The sequence below is a fragment of the Paenibacillus tabacirhizosphaerae genome, from assembly GCF_040812395.1.
Classification (GTDB): domain Bacteria; phylum Bacillota; class Bacilli; order Paenibacillales; family NBRC-103111; genus Paenibacillus_E.
On record NZ_JBFNXH010000017.1, the window covers coordinates 41,814 to 63,199 of the forward strand.

21 protein-coding genes are annotated in these 21,386 nt (G+C 48.2%); 14 read left to right on the forward strand and 7 right to left on the reverse strand.

What is annotated here, in order from left to right; genetic code table 11:
- Positions 1-2 precede the first annotated feature (2 nt).
- A complete protein-coding gene (gene metK / locus ABRS97_RS22995; RefSeq protein ID WP_367817830.1) occupies positions 3-1,205 on the forward strand; it encodes a methionine adenosyltransferase in 1,203 nt (400 codons plus the stop codon).
- On the forward strand, positions 1,196-2,458 hold the full coding sequence (locus ABRS97_RS23000; RefSeq protein WP_367817709.1) for an adenosylhomocysteinase: 1,263 nt from the start codon (positions 1,196-1,198) through the stop codon (positions 2,456-2,458). Before metK ends, ABRS97_RS23000 begins: the two co-directional genes overlap by 10 nt.
- A 725-nt stretch (positions 2,459-3,183) precedes the next feature.
- Here the strand turns inward: ABRS97_RS23000 and ABRS97_RS23005 are convergent.
- Positions 3,184-3,765: a transcriptional regulator gene (locus ABRS97_RS23005; protein ID WP_367817711.1), complete on the reverse strand. Its 582-nt coding sequence runs from the start codon at positions 3,763-3,765 to the stop codon at positions 3,184-3,186.
- Between the two features lie 643 nt (positions 3,766-4,408).
- Positions 4,409-5,362, reverse strand: a complete 954-nt coding sequence (locus tag ABRS97_RS23010) for a carbohydrate kinase family protein (protein WP_367817713.1) — start codon at positions 5,360-5,362, stop codon at positions 4,409-4,411.
- Between the two features lie 181 nt (positions 5,363-5,543).
- Between ABRS97_RS23010 and ABRS97_RS23015 the strand changes: the two genes are divergently transcribed.
- Genes ABRS97_RS23015 through ABRS97_RS23025 form a run of 3 tightly spaced genes read left to right on the forward strand, consistent with a single transcriptional unit; the run spans position 5,544 to position 8,730 of the window.
- Positions 5,544-6,455 carry a methylenetetrahydrofolate reductase gene (locus ABRS97_RS23015; protein ID WP_367817715.1) on the forward strand — a complete coding sequence of 304 codons (912 nt, stop codon included), beginning with the start codon at positions 5,544-5,546 and terminating at the stop codon, positions 6,453-6,455.
- A 16-nt stretch (positions 6,456-6,471) separates the two neighbouring features.
- Positions 6,472-7,761: an adenylosuccinate synthase gene (locus ABRS97_RS23020; protein WP_367817717.1), complete on the forward strand. Its 1,290-nt coding sequence runs from the start codon at positions 6,472-6,474 to the stop codon at positions 7,759-7,761.
- A gap of 12 nt (positions 7,762-7,773) precedes the next feature.
- Positions 7,774-8,730 (forward strand): spermine/spermidine synthase domain-containing protein, encoded by a 957-nt coding sequence (locus tag ABRS97_RS23025; protein WP_367817719.1) that lies wholly within the window; start codon positions 7,774-7,776, stop codon positions 8,728-8,730.
- Between the two features lie 69 nt (positions 8,731-8,799).
- On the opposite strand, the gene speD is transcribed toward ABRS97_RS23025, so the two are convergent.
- Positions 8,800-9,171 (reverse strand): adenosylmethionine decarboxylase, encoded by a 372-nt coding sequence (speD, locus tag ABRS97_RS23030; RefSeq protein ID WP_367817721.1) that lies wholly within the window; start codon positions 9,169-9,171, stop codon positions 8,800-8,802.
- Positions 9,172-9,384: 213 nt separating this feature from the next.
- Between speD and ABRS97_RS23035 the strand changes: the two genes are divergently transcribed.
- The gene (locus ABRS97_RS23035) at positions 9,385-10,461 is read left to right on the forward strand and encodes a DUF3048 domain-containing protein (protein ID WP_367817723.1); all 1,077 of its coding nucleotides are present in this window, start codon (positions 9,385-9,387) and stop codon (positions 10,459-10,461) included.
- Positions 10,462-10,579: 118 nt separating this feature from the next.
- Here ABRS97_RS23035 and ABRS97_RS23040 read toward each other — a convergent pair whose 3' ends face one another.
- Entirely contained in the window at positions 10,580-11,182 is a 603-nt protein-coding gene (locus ABRS97_RS23040; protein ID WP_367817725.1) for an aminotransferase, read from the reverse strand.
- A gap of 240 nt (positions 11,183-11,422) precedes the next feature.
- Between ABRS97_RS23040 and ABRS97_RS23045 the strand changes: the two genes are divergently transcribed.
- From ABRS97_RS23045 to rlmD, 4 genes are all read left to right on the forward strand, one after another.
- Entirely contained in the window at positions 11,423-11,713 is a 291-nt protein-coding gene (locus tag ABRS97_RS23045; protein WP_235119022.1) for a YerC/YecD family TrpR-related protein, read from the forward strand.
- Positions 11,714-11,877: 164 nt separating this feature from the next.
- Positions 11,878-12,651, forward strand: coding sequence for a sirohydrochlorin chelatase (locus tag ABRS97_RS23050; RefSeq protein WP_367817727.1), 774 nt, complete (start codon positions 11,878-11,880; stop codon positions 12,649-12,651).
- A gap of 10 nt (positions 12,652-12,661) precedes the next feature.
- Complete coding sequence (locus tag ABRS97_RS23055; protein ID WP_367817729.1) at positions 12,662-13,648, forward strand: diacylglycerol kinase; 987 nt, start codon at positions 12,662-12,664, stop codon at positions 13,646-13,648.
- A gap of 358 nt (positions 13,649-14,006) precedes the next feature.
- Positions 14,007-15,716 (forward strand): 23S rRNA (uracil(1939)-C(5))-methyltransferase RlmD, encoded by a 1,710-nt coding sequence (gene rlmD, locus ABRS97_RS23060; protein ID WP_483312489.1) that lies wholly within the window; start codon positions 14,007-14,009, stop codon positions 15,714-15,716.
- A gap of 149 nt (positions 15,717-15,865) precedes the next feature.
- Here rlmD and ABRS97_RS23065 read toward each other — a convergent pair whose 3' ends face one another.
- Genes ABRS97_RS23065 through ABRS97_RS23075 form a run of 3 tightly spaced genes read right to left on the reverse strand, consistent with a single transcriptional unit; the run spans position 15,866 to position 17,100 of the window.
- Positions 15,866-16,372, reverse strand: a complete 507-nt coding sequence (locus ABRS97_RS23065) for a site-specific integrase (RefSeq protein ID WP_367817731.1) — start codon at positions 16,370-16,372, stop codon at positions 15,866-15,868.
- 15 nt (positions 16,373-16,387) lie between these two features.
- Entirely contained in the window at positions 16,388-16,648 is a 261-nt protein-coding gene (locus ABRS97_RS23070; protein ID WP_367817733.1) for a hypothetical protein, read from the reverse strand.
- Positions 16,645-17,100: a tyrosine-type recombinase/integrase gene (locus ABRS97_RS23075; protein WP_367817735.1), complete on the reverse strand. Its 456-nt coding sequence runs from the start codon at positions 17,098-17,100 to the stop codon at positions 16,645-16,647. Before ABRS97_RS23075 ends, ABRS97_RS23070 begins: the two co-directional genes overlap by 4 nt.
- 721 nt (positions 17,101-17,821) lie before the next feature.
- Between ABRS97_RS23075 and ABRS97_RS23080 the strand changes: the two genes are divergently transcribed.
- From ABRS97_RS23080 to ABRS97_RS23095, 4 genes are all read left to right on the forward strand, one after another.
- On the forward strand, positions 17,822-19,771 hold the full coding sequence (locus ABRS97_RS23080; RefSeq protein ID WP_367817737.1) for a hypothetical protein: 1,950 nt from the start codon (positions 17,822-17,824) through the stop codon (positions 19,769-19,771).
- A 108-nt stretch (positions 19,772-19,879) separates the two neighbouring features.
- Positions 19,880-20,089: a hypothetical protein gene (locus ABRS97_RS23085; RefSeq protein ID WP_367817738.1), complete on the forward strand. Its 210-nt coding sequence runs from the start codon at positions 19,880-19,882 to the stop codon at positions 20,087-20,089.
- A gap of 57 nt (positions 20,090-20,146) precedes the next feature.
- Complete coding sequence (locus tag ABRS97_RS23090) at positions 20,147-20,491, forward strand: hypothetical protein (protein WP_367817740.1); 345 nt, start codon at positions 20,147-20,149, stop codon at positions 20,489-20,491.
- An 89-nt stretch (positions 20,492-20,580) separates the two neighbouring features.
- Positions 20,581-21,306 (forward strand): Cthe_2314 family HEPN domain-containing protein, encoded by a 726-nt coding sequence (locus ABRS97_RS23095; protein WP_367817742.1) that lies wholly within the window; start codon positions 20,581-20,583, stop codon positions 21,304-21,306.
- The last annotated feature ends 80 nt before the right edge of the window (positions 21,307-21,386 follow it).

Consider the following 21,386-nt stretch of genomic DNA (forward strand, 5'->3'; position numbering starts at 1 on the left):
CTATTAAAAAAAGCAACCGTCTGTTTACGTCTGAATCTGTGACGGAAGGTCACCCGGATAAGCTGTGCGATCAAATATCCGACGGCATTTTAGATGCCATTTATGCGAAGGATCCGTATGCGCGAGTTGGCTGCGAGTGCTGCGCGGGCCGAGGCTTTGTGCTTGTTACGGGAGAGATTACCGCAAGTGTGTCCATCGATTATCAAAAGGTTGTACGGCAAACGATTCGCAATATCGGGTATACGCAAGCTGAGTTCGGTCTAGATGCTGATTCTTGTGCGGTTCTCATTGCCATCAATGAACAATCGCCGGATATCGCGATGGGGGTCAATCAGGCTTTAGAGATTCGCGAGGGTCAGCCAGGCGCAGGCGAGAACGAAGAGACTGGCGCAGGCGACCAAGGGCTGATCTTCGGTTTTGCCTGCAAAGAGACAGAGGAATTAATGCCGCTGCCGATCGCTTTATCTCATAAATTGGCTTACCAATTGGCTGAAGTTCGCAAAAATGGCACAGTGCCTTATTTGCGTCCTGACGGCAAAGTGCAAGTGAGCGTGGAGTATGAAGGCGATCAGCCCAAACGGATCGATACCATCGTCATATCCGCCCAGCATGATCCTGAAGTGTCCCAGGAGCAAATTAAACAAGATATGCATGCCTATGTCATTGCGCCTGTCATTTCGGCTGATTTGATCGATGAGCAAACCAAATACTTTATTAATCCCACTGGCCGATTTGCCATTGGCGGTCCAGAGGGGGATGCAGGACTCACAGGCCGTAAAATTATCGCCGATACGTATGGCGGTTACGCACGTCATGGCGGCGGGGCGTTTTCAGGGAAAGATCCGACGAAGGTGGACCGTTCGGCTGCTTATGCGGCGCGCTATGTAGCGAAAAATATCGTTGCAGCGGGGTTAGCTGACAAATGCGAGGTCCAGATCGCTTATGCCATTGGGGTGGCGCATCCGGTTAGCATCGCCGTCGAAACCTTCGGTACCGGGACTATCGATGATGAGCGCCTCATTCAACTGGTGCGCAGCCATTTTGATCTCCGTCCGGCAGGGATTATTAAGATGTTGAATCTCCGCGCTCCGATTTATCAGCAAACGGCTGCTTATGGGCACTTTGGCCGCACGGATGTCGAGTTGCCTTGGGAACAGACGGATAAAGCCGATTTGTTAAAAAAGGAAGCAGCAGGATGGGAATAACCAACAACCAGTCGATGATTCGGGATATTCACTTGGCGCCTCAAGGCAGAACGAAATTGGACTGGGTGAAAGCCCATATGCCGCTTTTGAATCATATTGAGGAACAATTTAAGCAAGAGTTGCCGTTCAAAGGCCTTCGTGTCTCGATTTGCTTGCACTTGGAAGCGAAAACGGGGTATCTGGCACAAGTTATACAAGCAGGCGGCGGGGAAGTCGCCGTTTGCGGCAGCAATCCGCTCTCGACGCAGGATGACGTAGTTGCAGCGCTTGTTGAAAGCGGGATTACCGCTTATGCCTGGCATGATGTGACAGATGAAGAATATCTCGTTCATGTGAATCGGGTGCTGGACTTTGGGCCTAACGCGATTATTGATGACGGGGGAGATTTGGTTAGCCTTTTGCATAGTCAGCGTTTGGAGCAGGCGAAGGGCATCATCGGCGGTTGCGAAGAAACGACAACGGGGATTGTCCGTTTGAAAGCATTAGAGAAGAGCGGCAACCTGCAATTTCCGATGATGGCGGTGAATGATGCTTATTGCAAGTATCTTTTTGATAATCGCTATGGCACCGGGCAATCGGTATGGGATGGGATTAACCGGACGACGAATCTTGTCGTAGCGGGCAAAACGGTTGTCGTCGTCGGGTACGGCTGGTGCGGCAAAGGCGTAGCGATGCGGGCCAAAGGGCTGGGAGCCAAAGTCATCGTGACGGAGATCGATCCCATTAAAGCGATAGAAGCGTATATGGACGGCTTTGAAGTGATGTCTCTGCTGAAGGCGGCCAAGCAGGGCGACTTCTTCGTTACCGTAACAGGCAATCGCGATGTGATTACAGGCGGTCATTTCGATGTTATGAAAAATGGGGCGATTCTGTGCAACGCCGGTCATTTTGACGTTGAAATTAATAAGGAAGAGCTGGCTGCACGGGCCGCGCAGGTTCGTGAAGTTCGAAAGAACATTGATGAGTATGCGTTGAAGGACGGACGCAAGGTTTATTTGCTGGCGGAAGGCCGCCTGGTGAACCTCGCCGCTGGAGATGGCCATCCTGTCGAGGTGATGGATCTTACGTTTGCGCTGCAAGCTCTATCTCTTCGGCATGTCGTTCAGCGTGGCAAGTCGCTTCCAGCCAAGGTGCACGCGGTCCCTGCTGAATTGGACCAGTATGTGGCGAATCTGCGGCTGGGTACACTCGGCATCGGCATCGATGCACTGACGAAGGAGCAGGCCGAGTATTTGGACTCCTGGGCGGAGTGAGCTATATCCCGTTGGAATGGCATGCGGGTGTGAAAAAAGAACCTCTGGGATGCAAATCCTAGCGGTTCTTTTCGCGCATTTGCTAATAGGAGGGAAGAGGATGCGTTCCTTTAACTTACCGCCGTTCCTTGCTGGCGTACGCTGCTAGCCGCTGATTGCTCCCCACTGATTGCTCCCCACTGATTGCTCCTCACTGATTGCTCCTCCCCTCTTGTTGGCGGAACGTGAGTTCCTTATTCTCAGTAATTGGAGCTTTTCTGACACTTCCGCGGAATGTCAGTGTCTTATTTGCACAAAACTAGTGTATTTATGCTCGAATCTGGCAAAATAGCGCACTGTAGTTCCACAACTCGGGGATGGTAGGCGATATTCCAGAAAATAGCGCACCATAGTTCCGCCAAGCTTGAGCGGTCAGAGCTAAACTTGAAGATGAGCCTCCCGAGCTCAAGGCCCAACCCCAACCCCGACCCGAACCCCGAACCGAACCCCGAACCCGAACCCGAACCCGAACCCGAACCCGAACCCGAACCCGAACCCGACCCCGACCCCGACCCCGACCCCGACCCCGACCCCGACCCCGACCCGGACCCCGACCCCGACCCCGACCCCGAACCCGAACCCCGAACCCCGACCCCCAACCCCATCTCCTCACTCGATTGAATGGTTACGTTTGGAGCATGTACGTCCGAATCCGCTCCTGACCGCCCATCGCAAGTAGTAGTTGCTTATTGACCAAACTGTGCAGCAGTGTTGGCGTATCTTGTGCTGATTTTAAGGTGAGCTGACAATTCGCTGGGTGGAAAAGGACGAAGCAGCCTGCGGGCAAAGCGAAGAGTTTCGCATTCCAGATATGTCAGCTCTTCCTGAACATCCATCGATACGAACTTGCCAATGAACGATAAGATGAGCTGCTGGCAATGTTTTGGAGTTTCTGTAATGGAGGAGTAGGCTATCGGCATAATGACCCATCCATCAAGCGCGAGATGACAGTGACGCATGCAAAGATCCTTAAATCTCCACGCCTCTATGTCGCGTGCATGGGAGCCATAGCCCTGAACTTCTATAACGCCTTTGGAGCCGCCAGGCATGTAGGCAAGATCCAAATAACGATATCCATTAGAAAAGTCCCGAACCTCCCACTCGGGATAAAGGTGCTCGAAATGTCCAACAACCGGATACCAAATCGTACGCAGAAATTCAGTTTCTCCGTGCCCAAGCCCTTTCTCTAATCGTTCACGTCTTCTTCCATTCGTTTCATTAGCGATTTGTGCTTGCATAAATTGTTCGAATGCTTGTTCGAATTTCACGCTGTTACCCCCTTCAACTCGGAAAAAAAGAAACGCCGCCCTTATCGCATGCGATCAGTCAGTCTTGACTGGCGCAATTCGATAAGAGCAGCGTATGCTTTACGACCGTATTAATGTCTAGTATAGCGTAAAAGGTCATATCGCGAAAGGTGATTGAAGATAATGATGACACAACCATTTCGCACACCTTGAGATCCTTTCATTGAGACGGAACGTGAGTGCGTTATCTCAAGCAACAGTTGCTAATTTGGCGATTTCGCGGAACGTCAGTGCCTTAAGTATGCGAAATTGGGGGCCTGAAGCTCAAATATAACGAAATAGAGCACTGTAGTTCCGCACCAACCCGGAAAATGGGACTATAGCCAGATTTAGCGCACTGTAGTTCCGCGAAGATCTGTTTAGCGCAAAGTTAGGTCAGTTTGAAACAAAACGGCGACCTGCCCACGCACCTCTAAACTGTCAGGCGCCTAGCCGCACGCCGCCCATTGTCCCGCATCGGTCCTGTGCCTATCGGCGCAAAATCCATCGCCCATCGGCCCCGAAACCTGCGCGCCCTCCAGTGGGGGCTTGGCCAGGCACCAGGCACCCTCCCGCTGTCGTCTCCCAACTGCACACGCTCAGTGATCCAGTCCCAACCACGCCCTCACCCCAACCGTGAAAAAAACGCATCCTGCTTGATTTTTTCCTCCAGCTCCAGGCAGGTGTTCTCCTTAGACTCGATGGTCCAGCCTGCCACTTTGGTGCCGCAAATGACGGCATCCTTCAAAGACAACCCCTTCACCAGTCCCATGACGGTACCGGAAAAGAAAGCGTCGCCTGCGCCGCTCGTGTCCACGAGTTGGACAGGGAAGACGGGCTGATACCCAACCTCCCCAGTTCGGGGATTGTAGTAGACAGCCCCTTCTTTGCCCAAGGTAACCACCATGGCGCCCACTCCGACGCGATCGACAAATTGCATCAAAGCAGCTTGCTTCTGAGTGATCGGCAAACTCGTGAAGTCCAGCTCTAGAAACAGATCGGCTTCGAAATTGTTGCAGATAAAGCAATCTAAATGCGCTAACAGCTCTTTATGAGACAGAATTACGTCCAAATTGCCGGGGACGCCGTAGACCGGCTTGTTCCCTTCGACAGCAAGCTGGATGACGCTGCGGGCAATCCTCAAGTTGAGATCCAGCTCAAGGGCAACATGTGTGGACTGCGCCACCATTTCTTTCCCTTTGTCCGAGATCAGCGCCTCCAGAAGTGCAAGATCCGGCATTTGAGAAATCGATCCGGACAGATTCCCGTGCTCGTCCAGAATCGCCAGCCACATGCCCATTCCACGTTGTTCGGACCGGGCAAGATAGGTAGTTGTGACAGTTGCCCGCTGGAGTCTTTCGATCACTTCGATTCCGATGGCAGTGTTATCGACGGAGGAGACGAAGCAAGCAGGTACTTGCAGATGAGCTAGATTTTCGGCCACATTTCGCCCTACACCGCCATGGACAAACTGAATGTTGCCCAGATTTCTCGTAGATGGCTGATAGTTCTGATTGGCGAACCCTTTGCAATCTATGAAAACCGTTCCTATGACTAACACCGAAGGAGGCAAACTCATACGATCAACTCCCTGAACTTTTTGGCATGTGTACTACAATATTTATATTCTCGTACTATGAATTGCGTTATATATATAATACCAAATTTTGTAGATTTAGGCATCTTCATAGCTACATATCCATACCATTTCGTTTCTATCACATAGAATAGAGTAATTTAAATAGAATAGAGGTGTGAGAATGAAGAAAAGTTCAGATCCGCCTAGACTAAAGACATTACCGGAGATGGTTCAGGAGCAAACGACCATTATTGTGGAATTAGATCCGCCAAGAGATCTGGATTACTCTCCTTTTTTAGAAGGCGCCGCAGCGCTGAAAGAGTCTGGCGCCGATGCGGTGACTATGGCTGACAACTCGCTTGCGATGACCCGCATCAGCAATGTCGCGATGGGGACAATCGTGAAGGAGCGGGTTGGGATTCGCCCTCTCCTCCACGTGACTTGCCGTGACAGGAATTTGATTGCCCAGCAATCCCATTTAATGGGGCTTCATGCCCTGGGTATCGATCATGTGCTCACGGTAACGGGAGACCCGCCGCGATACGGCGATCTTCCGCGTGCGGCTTCCGTCTACGATACATCTTCCATGGAACTGATTCGCTTGATTAAACAATTGAACGAAGGCATCTCATTCTCGGGTCGGCCCCTTAAGGCAGGCACGGCTTTTACCGTTGGTGCAGCTTTCAATCCCCATACGCGCCATGTAAACAAAGCTGTAGAAAGGCTGGAGAGCAAAATGGCGGCAGGAGCAGACTACGCCATGAGTCAACCGCTCTTTTGCCCTAGGCAAATCGAACAGATTGCTCAAGCAACGCAGCATGTGCCGATTCCGATTTTTATGGGCGTCATGCCGTTAACCAGCTCTCGAAATGCCAGATACCTCCAGGATCATGTCCCTGGCATACAGCTTCCGGATGACGTCTTAGCCAAAATGGATCGCTTCCAGGGGGAGGACGCCAGAAAACAAGGTATGGAAATCGCGATGGAGCTCGTGGATAGCGTTTGCCGTTATTTTAAAGGCATTTATCTGATCACTCCTTTTATGCGATATGACATGACGGCACAGTTGACGAGGTATGTGAAGAGTAAATAAGACGGGGGAATGCTGGATGACGGCAGTCGTAGTGGTAGGTTCACAGTGGGGAGATGAAGGAAAGGGAAAGATTACCGATTATTTAGCGGAAAAAGCAGATGTGGTCGCGCGTTACCAAGGCGGTAATAATGCCGGGCACACGATTGTGTTCGCGGAGAACAAATTTAAGCTGCATCTGATTCCTTCCGGCATTTTTTATAAAGATAAAATTTGTGCGATTGGCAATGGCGTGGTCATTGATCCTAAAGCGCTTGTTCAAGAAATCGCCTACCTCCACAGTCACCAAGTGAGTACGGATCATTTACGGATCAGTGATCGGGCGCATCTCATTCTACCCTATCATCTTCAATTAGACGCTCTGGAAGAAGAGGCGAAAGGCGCAAATAAGATTGGCACCACGCGTAGGGGAATTGGCCCTGCCTATACCGATAAATTTGCCCGAATGGGCATTCGAATAGCGGATCTGATGGATGCTGGCGAGTTTGAACGAAAGTTAAGGCATAATCTGAAGGAAAAAAATCAGTTGCTGGACAAAGTGTATGCCGTAAAAAGCTTCGCTATAGATGACCTTCTGAGTGAATACCTGGCCATAGCCGAAACCCTCCGTCCTTATGTGACGGATACATCGGTGCTGCTTAACGACGCGATTGATGCGGGGAAAAAAGTACTGTTCGAAGGCGCGCAGGGTGTCATGCTCGATATCGATCAAGGCACGTATCCCTTCGTCACTTCGTCCAATCCGATCGCTGGCGGCGTTTGTATCGGCGCAGGCATTGGGCCTACGAAGATTCAGCAAGTGATAGGAGTAGCCAAAGCGTATACAACACGCGTAGGCGACGGACCGTTTCCGACTGAATTAGTGAATGAAATCGGCGACCGCATTCGTGAGGTCGGTCATGAATACGGCACAACGACAGGCCGTCCGAGGCGTGTGGGATGGTTCGACAGCGTGGTGGTTCGCCATGCCCGCCGGGTAAGCGGATTAACAGGGCTTTCGCTGCATTCGATCGATGTTCTGACGGGCATTGATTCCCTGAAAATTTGCACGGCGTACCGTTATCAAGGCGAAGTGATGGCGTCATTCCCCGCGAGCCTTAACGTATTGGCAGCCTGTGAGCCTATTTATGAAGAGCTCCCTGGCTGGTCAGAGGACATTACAGGCGTCCAATCGCTAGCGGAGCTGCCTGCGAATGCCCGTCATTTCTTGGAGAGAATCCATGTGTTAACAGGGATTCCGATTGCTATTTTCTCAGTTGGACCCGACCGCGGGCAGACGATCGTTGTGACCCCTATTTTTCAACCCTAGAGGAGGATATTCATGATTTATAAAAAAGCGCGACTAATATCCGGCAATAAAACGAATATGGCACTGATTAAAGCAAGAGCATTTTCCCTGCGCGACTATATTTCGGAGGATGATGAGCCTGATGGGAAATACCGCATTTTGCGCCGAATTAAGACGCGTTTTCAGAAAGTTGCGGTAGTCCGGCTGGCGAATGGCAAGGTGCTGATCTATGGGGACGGCTACGTCATGTTCGGCACGACAGAGGATGACAACATGTGGGCCGAATCGTTGGTTCATATTCCTATGGCCGTTGCCAAACAGCATCAACATGTTCTGATGATCGGAGGCGGCGGCGGCATCACAACGCGTGAGGTGCTCCGTTATCGCGGGGTAAAATCGGTCACCGTCGTTGACATCGACGCAGTCATGATAAAATTAGGGAAAACGTTGAGGTCGCTGGTTAACTTCAATAGAGGGTCTTTGAACAATCCCAAGGTGCGAACAGTCGTGCAGGACGGCAGACGATTCGTAGAGAGGACGGATAGGAAGTGGGATCTCATCGTTATCGACATTCCGGAGCCTAGCTATGGCGCTCCTGGACTTGGCCGTCTTTTCAGCAGAGAATTTTATAGTCTCCTCAGAAAACGGCTCGCGCCAGGAGGAGCTATTACGATCGCAGGCTCCTTGCTGTCAGAGATGCCGGAGTATGGCTTCAGCATCGTGGCAACGCTCAGGGCTGCTGGTTTCCATGTCGCGCCTTATCATTATGATGTGATGAAAAGATATGGGGAGGACTGGTTCTTTTGCCTAGCGGCAACCCGGCCGATCTCGCGGGCAGACATTAAAGTCGCGCTATCCACCCGCCATTTGACCACAGCCAGACTCAATCATATGTTCCAAATTCCACGCAGATATTTGCGCAAATGGGGTCAGAGAAAAATCCAGACCGACAGCAATAGGGTGCTGGCTGACATCCATGAACGGCATTAATAAATAGACAATAAAAAAACCGGCTCTGTTCGCATCGTTAGCGAAGGAGCCGTTTCTATTTGACTGACTTTAATCGATGACGTGTATGTCATGTAAACCGCGAATAAGCGTTTTTCTATACATCTTCTCCGGTTTTAATATATCAAGTAAATAATCGATTGCGAGACTAGGATCCACGTCCTTTCCGCAGGTGTAACAATCGATTGCTGCGAAATCTTCATCCGGATACGTATGGATGGAAAGATGGCTTTCCGATAGAAGAACTAGGATCGTACAGCCGCTGGGTTCAAATTTCTTATAACTGACGGACAACACCTGCGCGCCGCTCTCCTTGGCTGCTTTAACCAGAATGAGCCGCAAAAAATCGATGTCATCTAAAATGGCATGGTCAACCCCCCAAACGTCAAGCGCAATATGCCTTCCATAGGTTGAGTATTTCATAGCTTATCCCCCCTTCTAGTTGGTTGAAGATGAAAGAGTAGGATGGGGTGGTAGACTTTCAACTTCACTAGATATGATATGAGAATAGCTAGAAAATGCGCTAGTAAAGTATCTAGTTTTTGTAATTATGTTGTAAAATTGGTAGAGGAATCTTCTAAATTATTTCTTCTTGCATATAGATTACTAGATGACTGATAAACGAGGTGCAACCCTATGAAACAATTGAAAACGTCTGTAAAAAGAAAGTCGCTTGCTTGGCTCGTTGCAGGATGCTCAGTGATAGCTATATCCGGATGCAGCGGCACAACCGAACCTTCGGCTTCGCCGAGTGCGAGCACCAAGCCGGCCGAAACGACCGCAGCTTCTCCAGCCGCTAATCCAGCTTCCGTTGCGGTGGATACGGAGGCTCCCTTCAAGTTCCCGCTAACGGGACTGCCAAGCGCCGTAGAGGTGAAGAGCAGGCCGTTCATGGTCATGGTCGAGAACGCCCCGCAAGCCAGGCCCCAGACAGGACTCGATCAAGCGGACATTGTCTATGAGATTCTGGCAGAGGGCGAGATTACCCGATTCGTTTCCGTTTTTCAAAGCCATGAGGCGAAAACCATTGGCCCTGTGCGAAGCATTCGGCCTTATTTTGTAGAAATCGGCGATTCGCTGGATGCGGTTATCGTCCATGCCGGCTGGAGCCAGGACGCGATGAACATCATGGCAGGGCGCAAACTGGCCCATCTGGATGAGGTTTACGGCGACGGAGCGTACTACTGGCGTGCTGAGGATCGCAAAGCGCCGCATAATCTCTATACCTCTGTGGATAAAATGAAGCGAGGCGCTGAGGCGCGCAAATTCCGTTCCGAATGGAACGGCCCGCTGCTCACTTTCGCCAAGGATGGGCAAAGCAAGCTGACTGGCGCCGCCGCATCGCACATTCAAATTCCGTATATTCAAGGATACTTCGTTTCGTATGAATACAACGCTGCTGAAGGCGTGTACAAGCGCAGTATGGAAGGCAAACCGCATTTGGATAAAGAGACCGGCAAACAGCTGCAAACGACGAACCTGCTCGTGCTGGAGAGCAAGCATAAGATTTTGGATAAGGAGGGGCGCCGTACCGTGGATGTGTTTGGGCCTGGGAAAGGGCTTATCCTACAGCAGGGCAAGTCCCAGCCGATTACATGGGAACGCAAAAACGGGATGATTCGAGCTTTCGCAGATGGGAAGGAAGTGCCGCTCTTGCCGGGGAATACATGGGTGCAAATCGTGCCGGAAGGGACGGCAGTGAAGCTGGAGTAGCTGAAGAATAACGCGAAGAAGCCGCGCTGCTGGTTCGGGAGAACAACTAAGCAGGGCGGCTATTCATAAGAAAAGCTAGTTTCCCCATAGGAGAAAATGAGCCTTCATTCAGGTTATCTCATCTGCGTTTACGTTTGATGGATGCGCTTTTACCGGTTTTTCTGCGGCTGGTAGCCGATTTCTTGCGGCGTTTGCGCTTGCTTGGCAGAACAGCCTCGATATCCGAGCTCTTTACCTTGCCTTTGCCGAAGGAACCCAAGAGCACCTTCACCATCGGCGCCATTTGTTGAAAGCTGCTCATGAACTTCTGGACTTTCCCCATCGTTCCGATGATCCCGTCAATGCCGCCCATGCGCTCTACGAAGCCTGAAATTTGCTTCATATTTAGACCGCTTAACGCATTGGATCCGCCGCCAGCACCGCCACCGCCGCCTAATAGTCCGCCAAGCACGCCACCGCCGCCACTCCCGCCGCCGAAAAATCCACCGCCACCCCCAGCACTTCCCCCGCCGAAGAACCCGCCGCCGGCATTACCGGCTCCGCCGCCGAAGAAGTCGCCACCGCCTTCAAAAGGAACAGGAAAGCCGCCGCCTTGAGGGAACCCGCCGCCGATGCCAGGGAATTGGCCGAATTCGCCGATTTGCGGGGCTCCCGTTAAACTGCGTGTATGCACCTGAGGAACATTGCCGCCATTGCCAATCGTTTGTCTGTGGTTAGTCACTTGGATTCACGACCCTTTTATCAGATTTGTCTCCTACAGGATATGTCACTTGCCTACTGATGGTATGGACGAATGTCACGGGTCTAGTAATTTGTCACAATTTAATCCTTTAACGCATAGAAATTTTAACGTTTCGCAAACCTAAAGGAAGGAATTAATGGAGACGTGTCGAAACATACAACAGAGCTTACTGTACGCGCATGAGCTACGATGACGTTTTACCTTAGGAGTTGATACCGTATGCAGCTGAAAAAATTAAATGATAAAGCCATAGACCAGCTTTTTGAAGCCATCCTTACGCTTAAAGATATGGAAGAATGTTACGTTTTCTTTGATGATTTATGTACGGTGAATGAGATCCAATCGCTTTCCCAACGCCTTGAAGTGGCACGCATGCTGCGCAAAGGTTGTACGTATAACCAGATTGAAGCCGAGACAGGCGCCAGTACGGCGACGATATCGCGCGTCAAACGCTGCTTGAACTATGGCAATGACGGCTATGTGCTGACACTTGACCGACTAGGCCGTTAAAAGGAAGACGGCTTGATATAAGCGTGAAGATCCTGCCTTACTTTGTGTAAAGCGGGATTTTTCATGTTGATTTGTTGTTCAACCCTTGTTCAATTGACATGCAGGAACACATTCGTTAGCATAGGGTTTACATGGTATTGTTTGGAACGGGTGGGATGAGCAGAATGAGCACATACGGTGTATTAGTGATTAGTCATGGGTCACGCGATGAGGGCTGGGTCAAGCTTGTCGATCAAGCGGTAGCAGCCGTGGAGATGCCTGCGGGAATGCCCATTTTTTCCTCCTATCTGGAGCTTGTTGAAGGAAGGCTCATTCAAGACGGCATTTACAGTCTGGAGGCGCAAGGGGTCACGGATATCATCGTCGTTCCGCTCTTCGTGTCCTCTGGGAGTACACATATTGATGAGATCAGCTATGCGCTTGGCGTCATTCCAGAACCGGTCCTGGAGACAGATCTGGAACGCTTCGATATCAAGGCGCGCATTCATTTCACATCGCCAATTGATGACGATCCTGTCATAGCCGAAATTATTTATGAGAAAATAAAAGAGCTGTCAGACGCGCCCAGTCAGGAAATCGTCCTGTTGATCGGACACGGCAGCGTGGAAAAGGGCTTCCACTTGAAGTGGCGCGAAGGCCTGGAACAGCTTGCACAGCGGTTAAAAGCTTTAGGCGGGTACGACGAAGCGGACGTGGCTATGCTTTTGCCTGACCAAGTGAAACGGAAGATGTTGTGGTGGGCTAAACACAAGCCGGAGCATGCCATTGTGGTGGCGCCGCTTTTTTTGAGCGAAGGGTATTTTACGAACAAAGTCATTCCTTCCCGCATGGAAGGATTTCAATATCGATATAATGGACAGGCGCTGCTGCCAAGTCCGCTAATTTCCAAATGGATCGAGAAGCAGATCGCTTCACAGATTACTACTGCGAACAGGTGATGAAAACGCGATGGCCAAGAGAGCAAGACTGATCTATAACCCGACGTCCGGACGGGAGGAAATGAGAAAGCGACTGCCGGAAATCCTCCAGCGCTTAGAGCGGGGCGGATTCGAGACTTCCGCGCACGCGACGATTGGCGAAGGCGATGCGACACTCGCTGCTGCCGCTGCGGTGGAGCGAGGCTTCGATCTGATCATCTCGGCAGGCGGCGACGGCACGCTGTGCGAAGTCGTGAACGGCATGGCAGAGAAAGAGAACCGGCCGCCGCTTGGCATTTTGCCGCTTGGCACGACCAACGATTTCGCCCGCGCCTTGAACATCCCCAAGAACTGGGAGCAGGCATGCGACCTGATCGTACAGCAGTACACCCGGGACATCGACGTAGGCAAAATCAACAACCGCTACTTCATTAATATCGCTGGCGGAGGCTCCATGACCGAGCTGACCTACGAAGTCCCCAGCAAGCTGAAAACCATGATCGGCCAGTTGGCCTATTATATGAAGGGTTTGGAAAAATTGCCTCGCCTGCGGCCCATCGAGCTGTTCGTCAAAGCCGGCGATACCGAGTTCCATGAGGAAGTCATGCTCTTCCTCGTCGGCAATTCCAACTCCGTCGGCGGCTTCGAGAAGCTCGCGCCGGATGCGAGCATGAATGACGGTTTGTTCGATGTTCTGATATTGCGCAAGTGTAACCTTGCGGAGTTCATTCGCGTGGTAACGCTTGCGCTGCGCGGCGAGCATTTGAACGATCCGAACGTGATCTACTTTCAGACGGATCATATCGAGATCAATTCGCCGGATTACGTCCAGCTCAATCTCGATGGCGAGTTCGGCGGCACGCTGCCTTGCGTCATGACGAATTTGCGCAGCCATTTGCAGATCATTGTGGATGAATCTGGGCAGTCGATTTATAAGAAGACGCTTTTTGACACGTTGACGACCCCGTTTCAGTTGAAGGGGAATGTGGGTAGTGATGAGGAGATGGAGCGGGAGTAGGGGATGGGGGATTGGCTGCGCAAACTCTGATGCGTTACCTTACTTCAAGCGTCCTTCCTTATAGCAAGTAATTAGCGGATTGATCTGGTGATGGTCATATACTTAGCGTGACCTAGTGGAGATTACTAGTAGCTGGAAAACCTCCCGTTAATTGCGCTAATATGTGGACGTTGAATCATATAGCGGGAATTTCTACTGTAAATAGAGGCCGGTTTTGGCGAAAGTCCGGAAATGGTTGCTTTAGCTGGAGAAATTCCATGTAAATGGCGGATCTCAACACGAATTTTGAAACAAATATTTTGAAACAAATACGAGTGGCATGGATATCCTTATGCAATTGGAATAAAGTGAGGTTTTTATGAAAAAGAATGGTTCCGGTTTTCGGCCGGGTAAAGATAAAGATCGGAATGGCGGGGCGAAGGCTCCGGGTGCAGGAAGAGCGGCGGCTGCCGGAAGAGGGGCAAATGCTGGGAAGGCTGCACCAGCATGGATGGCGAATTTGCCGGTGAAGATCGGGCAGCAATATGAGGCTGCGATCATCGGGATCAGCCATGACGGAGAAGGGGTAGGCCGTGTGAACGGCTTTACCCTTTTTGTTGGTGGTGCGCTGCCTGGTGAGCGTGCGCTCGTGCGGGTGGAGCACCTCAAGAAGCAGTACGGCTATGCCGAGCTGCTGCAGGTGCTTGAGGCGAGTCCGGATCGGGTTGATCCGGACTGCGGGATTTACGAGCAGTGTGGCGGCTGCCAGCTGCAGCACCTCGGCTATGAGGCACAGCTGCGCGTAAAGCGCCAGCAGGTCGTGGACAATCTGCAGCGGATTGGGAAGCTGCAGGTGTTGGGGGAGACCGTGATTGGGCGTGGATCGCATCAACAGGTGGAACGTACTGGTGAAAGTGAAGCGGGAGAAGAAGCGACTCGTGCGAAAAAGGACGTAGTGGCAGATCGTACTGATGCGAGCGTAGAGACTGAAGAAGTAGGCCCAACCGTGATTCGCGATCAAGAAAACTTGATTGCGAGTGAAGGGATTATTGTTCACCCCACACTGGGGATGACGGATCCTTGGCGGTACCGCAACAAAGCGCAGGTTCCTTTTGGCGAAGAGCAGGGCGGCCTCATCGGGGGCTTTTATGCGCAGGGGAGCCATCGCATCATCGATATGGATGAGTGCCTGATCCAACACGAGTCCAACGACGAAGTCGTTGCTCGGGTGAAAGAGATCGGGACGCGTCTAGGCATCCGCGCTTACCGGGAGGAATCGAATGCCGGACTGCTGCGCCACGTCGTCGTCAAAGTTGGCTACCGCACGGGCGAGATCATGGTCGTCTTGGTGACCAATGGAGACATTATTCCGCGTATGGATGAGTGGATCGCAGGCATTCGCGAAGCTCTGCCTTCTGTTGCAAGTATCTGTCATAACATTAATGTGAAGCAGACGAATGTTATTTTTGGAGACGAGACTCGCGTCCTCTGGGGTAGCGAGGTCATCTATGACTATATCGGCGATGTGAAATTTGCCATTTCCGCGCGCTCGTTCTTTCAAGTGAACCCCGTACAAACGGAAGTGCTGTACGGGAAGGCTTTGGAGTACGCCGCATTAACCGGCGATGAAGTTGTTGTCGATGCCTATTGCGGCATCGGAACGATTTCCCTGTTCCTCGCGCAGCGCGCGGGACAGGTGTACGGGGTCGAGATCGTCGAGGAGGCGATCGCGGATGCACGGAAGAATGCCGCGTTAAACGGCATGACGAACGTGCACTTCGAGGCAGGCCCGGCCGAGGTGATCCTGCCCGAGTGGACACGTCAGGGCGTTCGGCCTGACGTGGTCGTGGTGGACCCGCCGCGCAAGGGCTGCGATCCGGCGCTGCTGGCGACGATCCTGGAGCTGCAGCCGCGGCGCGTCGTCTATGTGTCGTGCAGCGCATCGACACTTGCGCGCGATTTGCGCGTGCTGGTGGATGGCGGGTACGGCGTCGCGGAGGTGACGCCGGTGGATATGTTTCCGCATACGACACATATTGAAAATGTCGTGCTACTTGTGAGGACTGATACAGATACCAAAACCCCTTGATTTAAAAGGGGTTTTGGGCTAGTACAGTATTTTGAAAATTGGTATAACAGGGTCGCTTTTGGTAGGTTGTCGTAAAATTGCCGTAATACTGCAAGATAGACCAAAATAAAAGAGCAGAAGAGATAGGACGTTGGGAGAAATACGAAATACTATCCCAACGTCTTCTTTTCTGCTTTTTTAGTATCTTTCTTAGCATCTATAGAGAACAAATTTTCGAACTTATCAGCGGCAGCTTGATCAGCAGAGCGTAAAGCATGACCGTATATGTTCATCGTCGTAGTTATGCTACCATGTCCAAGCCTCTCTGAAATGACCTTGGCATGTACACCTTGGTTAATGAGCAGCGTTGCAGAAGTATGGCGCAGGTCATGGAAGCGGATATACCGAAAACCATTTTTCTTGATGAAATTCCTAAACCAGAGATAGGGACGTTCGTGATGGAAAGCCCTGCCGTCTTCATGTGCAAATATAAAAAAGTGTTTGCCACCCTGCCATGCATCTCCAATTTTATCCCGCTGCTTGACTCGATATGTGTAGTAATTCCGTAATTCGTCCAAGACGGAAGGGGGAAGATCAATTTTGCGTTTGGAATTCTTCGTTTTCGGCTCTTTTACAATGACTTCGCCTTTCAGAGAGAGAGCAACGCTTTGCTGCACATCAATAACTCCAGTTCACCAATCAATATGTTTCCATTCAAGCCCAAGAAGCTCACCGCGACGTATTCCCGTGGTTAAAGCTAGCGTAATCATCATGTTCCAATGCTTTGGCTCTTTCTTAAGAGCTTGCAACATGATCACTATCTCTGATTCATCGTAAGGCGTAACCTCTTTATAGGAGACTCGTGGCTTCTTTACTTCTCCCGCAGGATTGGTCTTGATGATTTTCCATTCAACAGCGCGGGAAAAGATGTTTTTCAATACTCTATGGTTCATTTGAACCGTCCCTGAAGATAAAGCGCCCGTTTTTTGTCTTTACGATTTCCTTCCCTTCCTAAGGATTCTAGATAATCAACAATGTGCAATGGTTTTATTTGATCGAGCTGCAGATTTCCGAATGCAGGCAAGATACGAGTATTTAGATTCACCATATATGAGTAGATCGTTTTCCGCTCAAGCTGCAAGTTTGCGTACTTTTCCTTCCATATGCCAACAAATTGGGAGAATGAGAGCTTTGCTGGCGATATGTATTGTCCCGCTTCGACTTCTTCTTTGAGCTTAATCCATTCATGCTCCAAATACGTATCTAGACGTTTAGGGGTTCGTAGAATGCGTTCGTCTTCGATTGTAACTGTCTTAGTACGTCGGATGTATTTGCCGTCTGCACCGCGTCCTAGACTGATGGTAAGTTCCCAAGAATTATTGCCTCGTTGACGAAAGTTAGCCATATGTTTAATACCCCTTTACTTCTGAGATAGTTGCACTCCTTAAATAGTGAGATAATTCCAATCCCCATCCTCATGCAGGTGTTTACCTAAAAAGCCATGTGGTTGTCAACCCACACGGCTTTCTCGGTGTTCAGCAGGTTTAATCAACAACTCCAACAGCTTCCCTAGATTATCCTCCCTAACAATAGGGTCTAAAGATCGGAACAGTTCCTCTAAAGTTAGATTCAACCCGTCCGCAATTTATTAAACGTCCGAAGAGTGATCATACGATGATTTTGAATGTTGCTAAGGTGATATTTGAGCAGCATGGGAATTAATCATGACATATCATATCTCTTTGGATGGGACGATGAGAATGAATAGTTCCCCCCACTTGCTCCAATCTGATTGCTAATCGATATCAAGATGGGAACGGGTTATGGAGGCAAAGAATTCATTTATCCGCCAGCTGTTGCTGATGGAAAAGCGTAGTTACCAATATGGATGAGAATGTAATAGCATGCCAAGGTGGAGAAATCCTCTAAGCCAGTGAGCAGGAACCTTGACGTATAATCAGATTCGATGAATATGACCATGACAAGACAATAAAACAAGACTGTCATTATGCGCCCACGCGGCGCTTTTCTTATGTCAAAAAGCAGGATTATGGGCCTATTAGGTCGAATTTTAGCAAAGAATGGAATATTCAACTGATGTTCTAAACTGTAGAAAGGAAGATGTTATGTCGTTTGTAGCGTATGGTTTTATTTTGCCAAGCTTGCTATTACCATTTTTTATCTTACTATGGGAACATCCTTTTAAAATTATCAGATTTTTTGCGAAGCTATTTCTGATTGTTGCCTTATTAGTTATCATAGCTGTCATTCCAGTGTATGTATTTGTCCAACTCAAGTTTTGGGTCCTACTTGTTGGAGTTATTCCACTTATGTTTCGGTTCCTTACTGTAGTTTTGGAGCGGTTACATTTTTTTAGCTTCACTGATAAAAAGCTAATTGAAAATTTGATGTTTGCATCAATTGGTGCGTCAAGTGTTATTTTCATCGGAGCATCAAGTAATACTTTACAGAATACAGCGTTTCTTGCTGTAATCATTTTTTTACTGTACCTTACTGATTCAAAAATTGTTGAAAAGTATCCCCATATAGGAACCTTATTTGGTCCAATAGCGTTGGCCTTTCCGGTTTTTCAAAACTTCAATGTGAATTTTACCATTGTATTTGTTTGGGCTGTACTTGCAGTTATTTTGGAAGCAACATTAAAATTGTTTCGTATTGAGAAAACGACAAGAATGCAAAAGGTATTCCTGTTGCTAATCGCAATTACTGCGGAAATAATATCGACTATGGGTGGTGTGCCACTTAATTGGATAGATATTACCCTTAAAGGGCTTACCTTATTTTCAATAACATTTATCGTATTTAGTTGTTATATCTTGTTCGATAATTTAAAAAATAATTATGTCAGACACTATGGTTCAGGTGTTGTAGCCCTAGCTGTCATGGCAACAATTTTAATCTTGTTCTTTAAATATGAGGGAATGCGAACCTTTCTCCAGCCATTAATATTTATTTTTATACTTCAATGTTTGACGACAACATTCTGTAGGTTTATTGCACCATTTAACCGGTCAATGAGCAAATCATTTGTTTTTCAATTAGATAATGTGAAGGAAATTCTGGAGCTTGGTTTTGGGAAGAGGCTTGGTCATTTGATGTTTATGTCTTTATTTGGAAAAAATTATGATGACATCAAAGTTCGATATGCATTGTTATTCTTATTTCTACCTGTAGGAATAATTGCGCTTATATCTTTGGGTTTCTTTTCTCAATCACATTTCTTTGATATAGTTCAGGTTAAATCTTCTGTTGTGGCATTCATAACATTACAATCAATGCTTGCCGCTGTAACTTTTGTTACTGAAATGTCTCAACTTTCGGATAAAGAAAGGATGTCAGATGGATTATCAAGCAGTGAGGCATTACGTAGTAGTACATTGCTCGTAATTGAATATTTCTTTATGCTTATTCCAATGTTACTGTTTCACTTTGACATCTTCAGGAATTTGGGAACCGGGGGCATTATTTTTGTCGTCATGTATTTTTTGCTGCTTTTTATCAATACCAATATGTTCTTATATTTTGATTTAAAGGAAAAGCAATACAACAATTTGAATCGAGTCCGTCTTAAAACTTCTATGTTTATGCAGTTGTTTGGTCATTCAGTTTTACTAATATTTTTTCTTGGTTACTACAGTCAAACATATGGTCTGCAGTTCTATGATAAATTCGCACCCAGTATATTCACCCTGACATTTTGGGGTATATTTATGGGGAAACTCATTGGATACGATACCGACATCGCAAGCAAGAGGTTCTATAAAAAAAATGCTTTAATGTTTGTTTCACTGCTTTTGATTTTTAAATCTTGCTTCTATATCTTCCCGTTTGTACTTCACTTCATTATCAAGGATGTATCAAAATTGACGGGAGTAGTTGTATTCTTTGCACTCTGTAACGTTTCATTTTTAGCACGAGGATTAGCTGTTCTCCTGATACCTCCATCAAACGACTCCACTGATTCCATCCGCATGACTTGGTTAAATATGATGGAGGAACTCAAGAAAAAAAATGCACCGGTAAACCCAAAAAAGAAAAAGATAAGAAAGGTATAGAGTTATTAACTTAATGGGGACACGAAAGAGTGTTCCCTTTTTCTTTATACATAGCTTTCAGGTTATTGTATAATAAAAGGGATATTATGCTATGCATAGGGGAGTTTTATGCGAAGCGATATTGAAGAGAAGAAATTGGTCGTAGAAATCATTTCCACATTTGCCCATCTTAAGGAACAACTCGTGGATATGATACTTGAACCAGATGGAATTAAGAAAGAAATATATAGTCACTTGTTTCGGCAGAAGAATCAATTCGGAAAGTTTTTAAGCAAAAGAGAGATTGCACCTAAAATTATTGAAACCATTGAAAATTGACCAAATTACCAACAAGTTATTGAGTTACTGAGTATTTTGCAAAAGGTACGTGACGTTTTGAATCTGATTCAAATTATGGACGAAAAAGAAGCACGTTCACGTGATGAAGCGCTGAAGCGTGAGAAGGCTCAACGTGAGCAAGAGCTAGTTGGATGGGCTTTATGGTCAGTTAGCCGCTCAGGAAAGCAAACAATGGATATGTTTCTGTCAATCAAAGGTTGGTCATCTAATGTCTCAGATTTATTAAAACAGAATCCAGAAAAGTCCATATTTTTTATGGATGGTTTCGATTTAAGATGTGTTCTTGCTAGGTTTGTTGATTTATTAGCACTTCTGCAAACCAAAATAGCGAAATTGAATTTAGAAGCAGAGCCATTTTATAGTGCTAAAGAAATATTGTAGAATCACCACTTTGCTAAAGGGTTGTTAAAATACATCTAACAAGAATTTAACCGTATTGTAGATATCAAAGAATACGATGGAGGGTAGTAATGAATATTTTCAATCTTCAGATAGATCAAGCCTACATGGATAGAGCTCAGACAGAGTTGAACTTTCCGGATTTAACTGCCTCCCACATATTGGGTAAATTGAGTGATGCTATGGGCGGGACAGTGGAGCAATCCCAGAAGTACCAGACGATGAAAACATGGATCGGATTACTCCAGAAGAAATATGTAGAGACGGCAACGAGCATTGTCAATGGACTAGCCCAGTTCTACAAGCAAGCAGATGATGGAGCTATCTCGCCCAGCGAACCGTTTTATCATCCCCAGGTATCGTACTTTACTGAGAACGCTGTCTCCCGATGCTTCTCCTTAGCTGAGAAGCTTGCACAATTGATAAATGTCTTAGAGAACATAGGGCTCCCAGAAAAGGGATCATCTAGAGACGCAGTGTCATTTAAGAAAGTCCTTCGTGAGGGATCTTCAATCGATCTCTCAGCGTTGGACAACAGCCTTCAAATCCTAGATAAACAGCGGCATGCTCATATTCACGGTTTGAATCCAGAAATGACCCGCCCTAAGGTTCAATCGGTAGCCGCTGGAACTATCAACGGTAGACCAGCAGAGTTTGTGATAATGGGGATCGATGAAACCCAGTTACCCGTCACGCCTCACACCCAATTGTTTAGGTGTAAGGATGTAATGGACAATTTCAATGCAACAGTGGCAGATGTTTTCGCGGCAATTGAGCAAATCCTTCCTAAACCTTAGGATGGGGATTGGAGCTGCGGTTGAACTTCTGACTGTCAAGTAACAGAAAAGGCAGTGAAAATATAGAGTAAATTGAAATT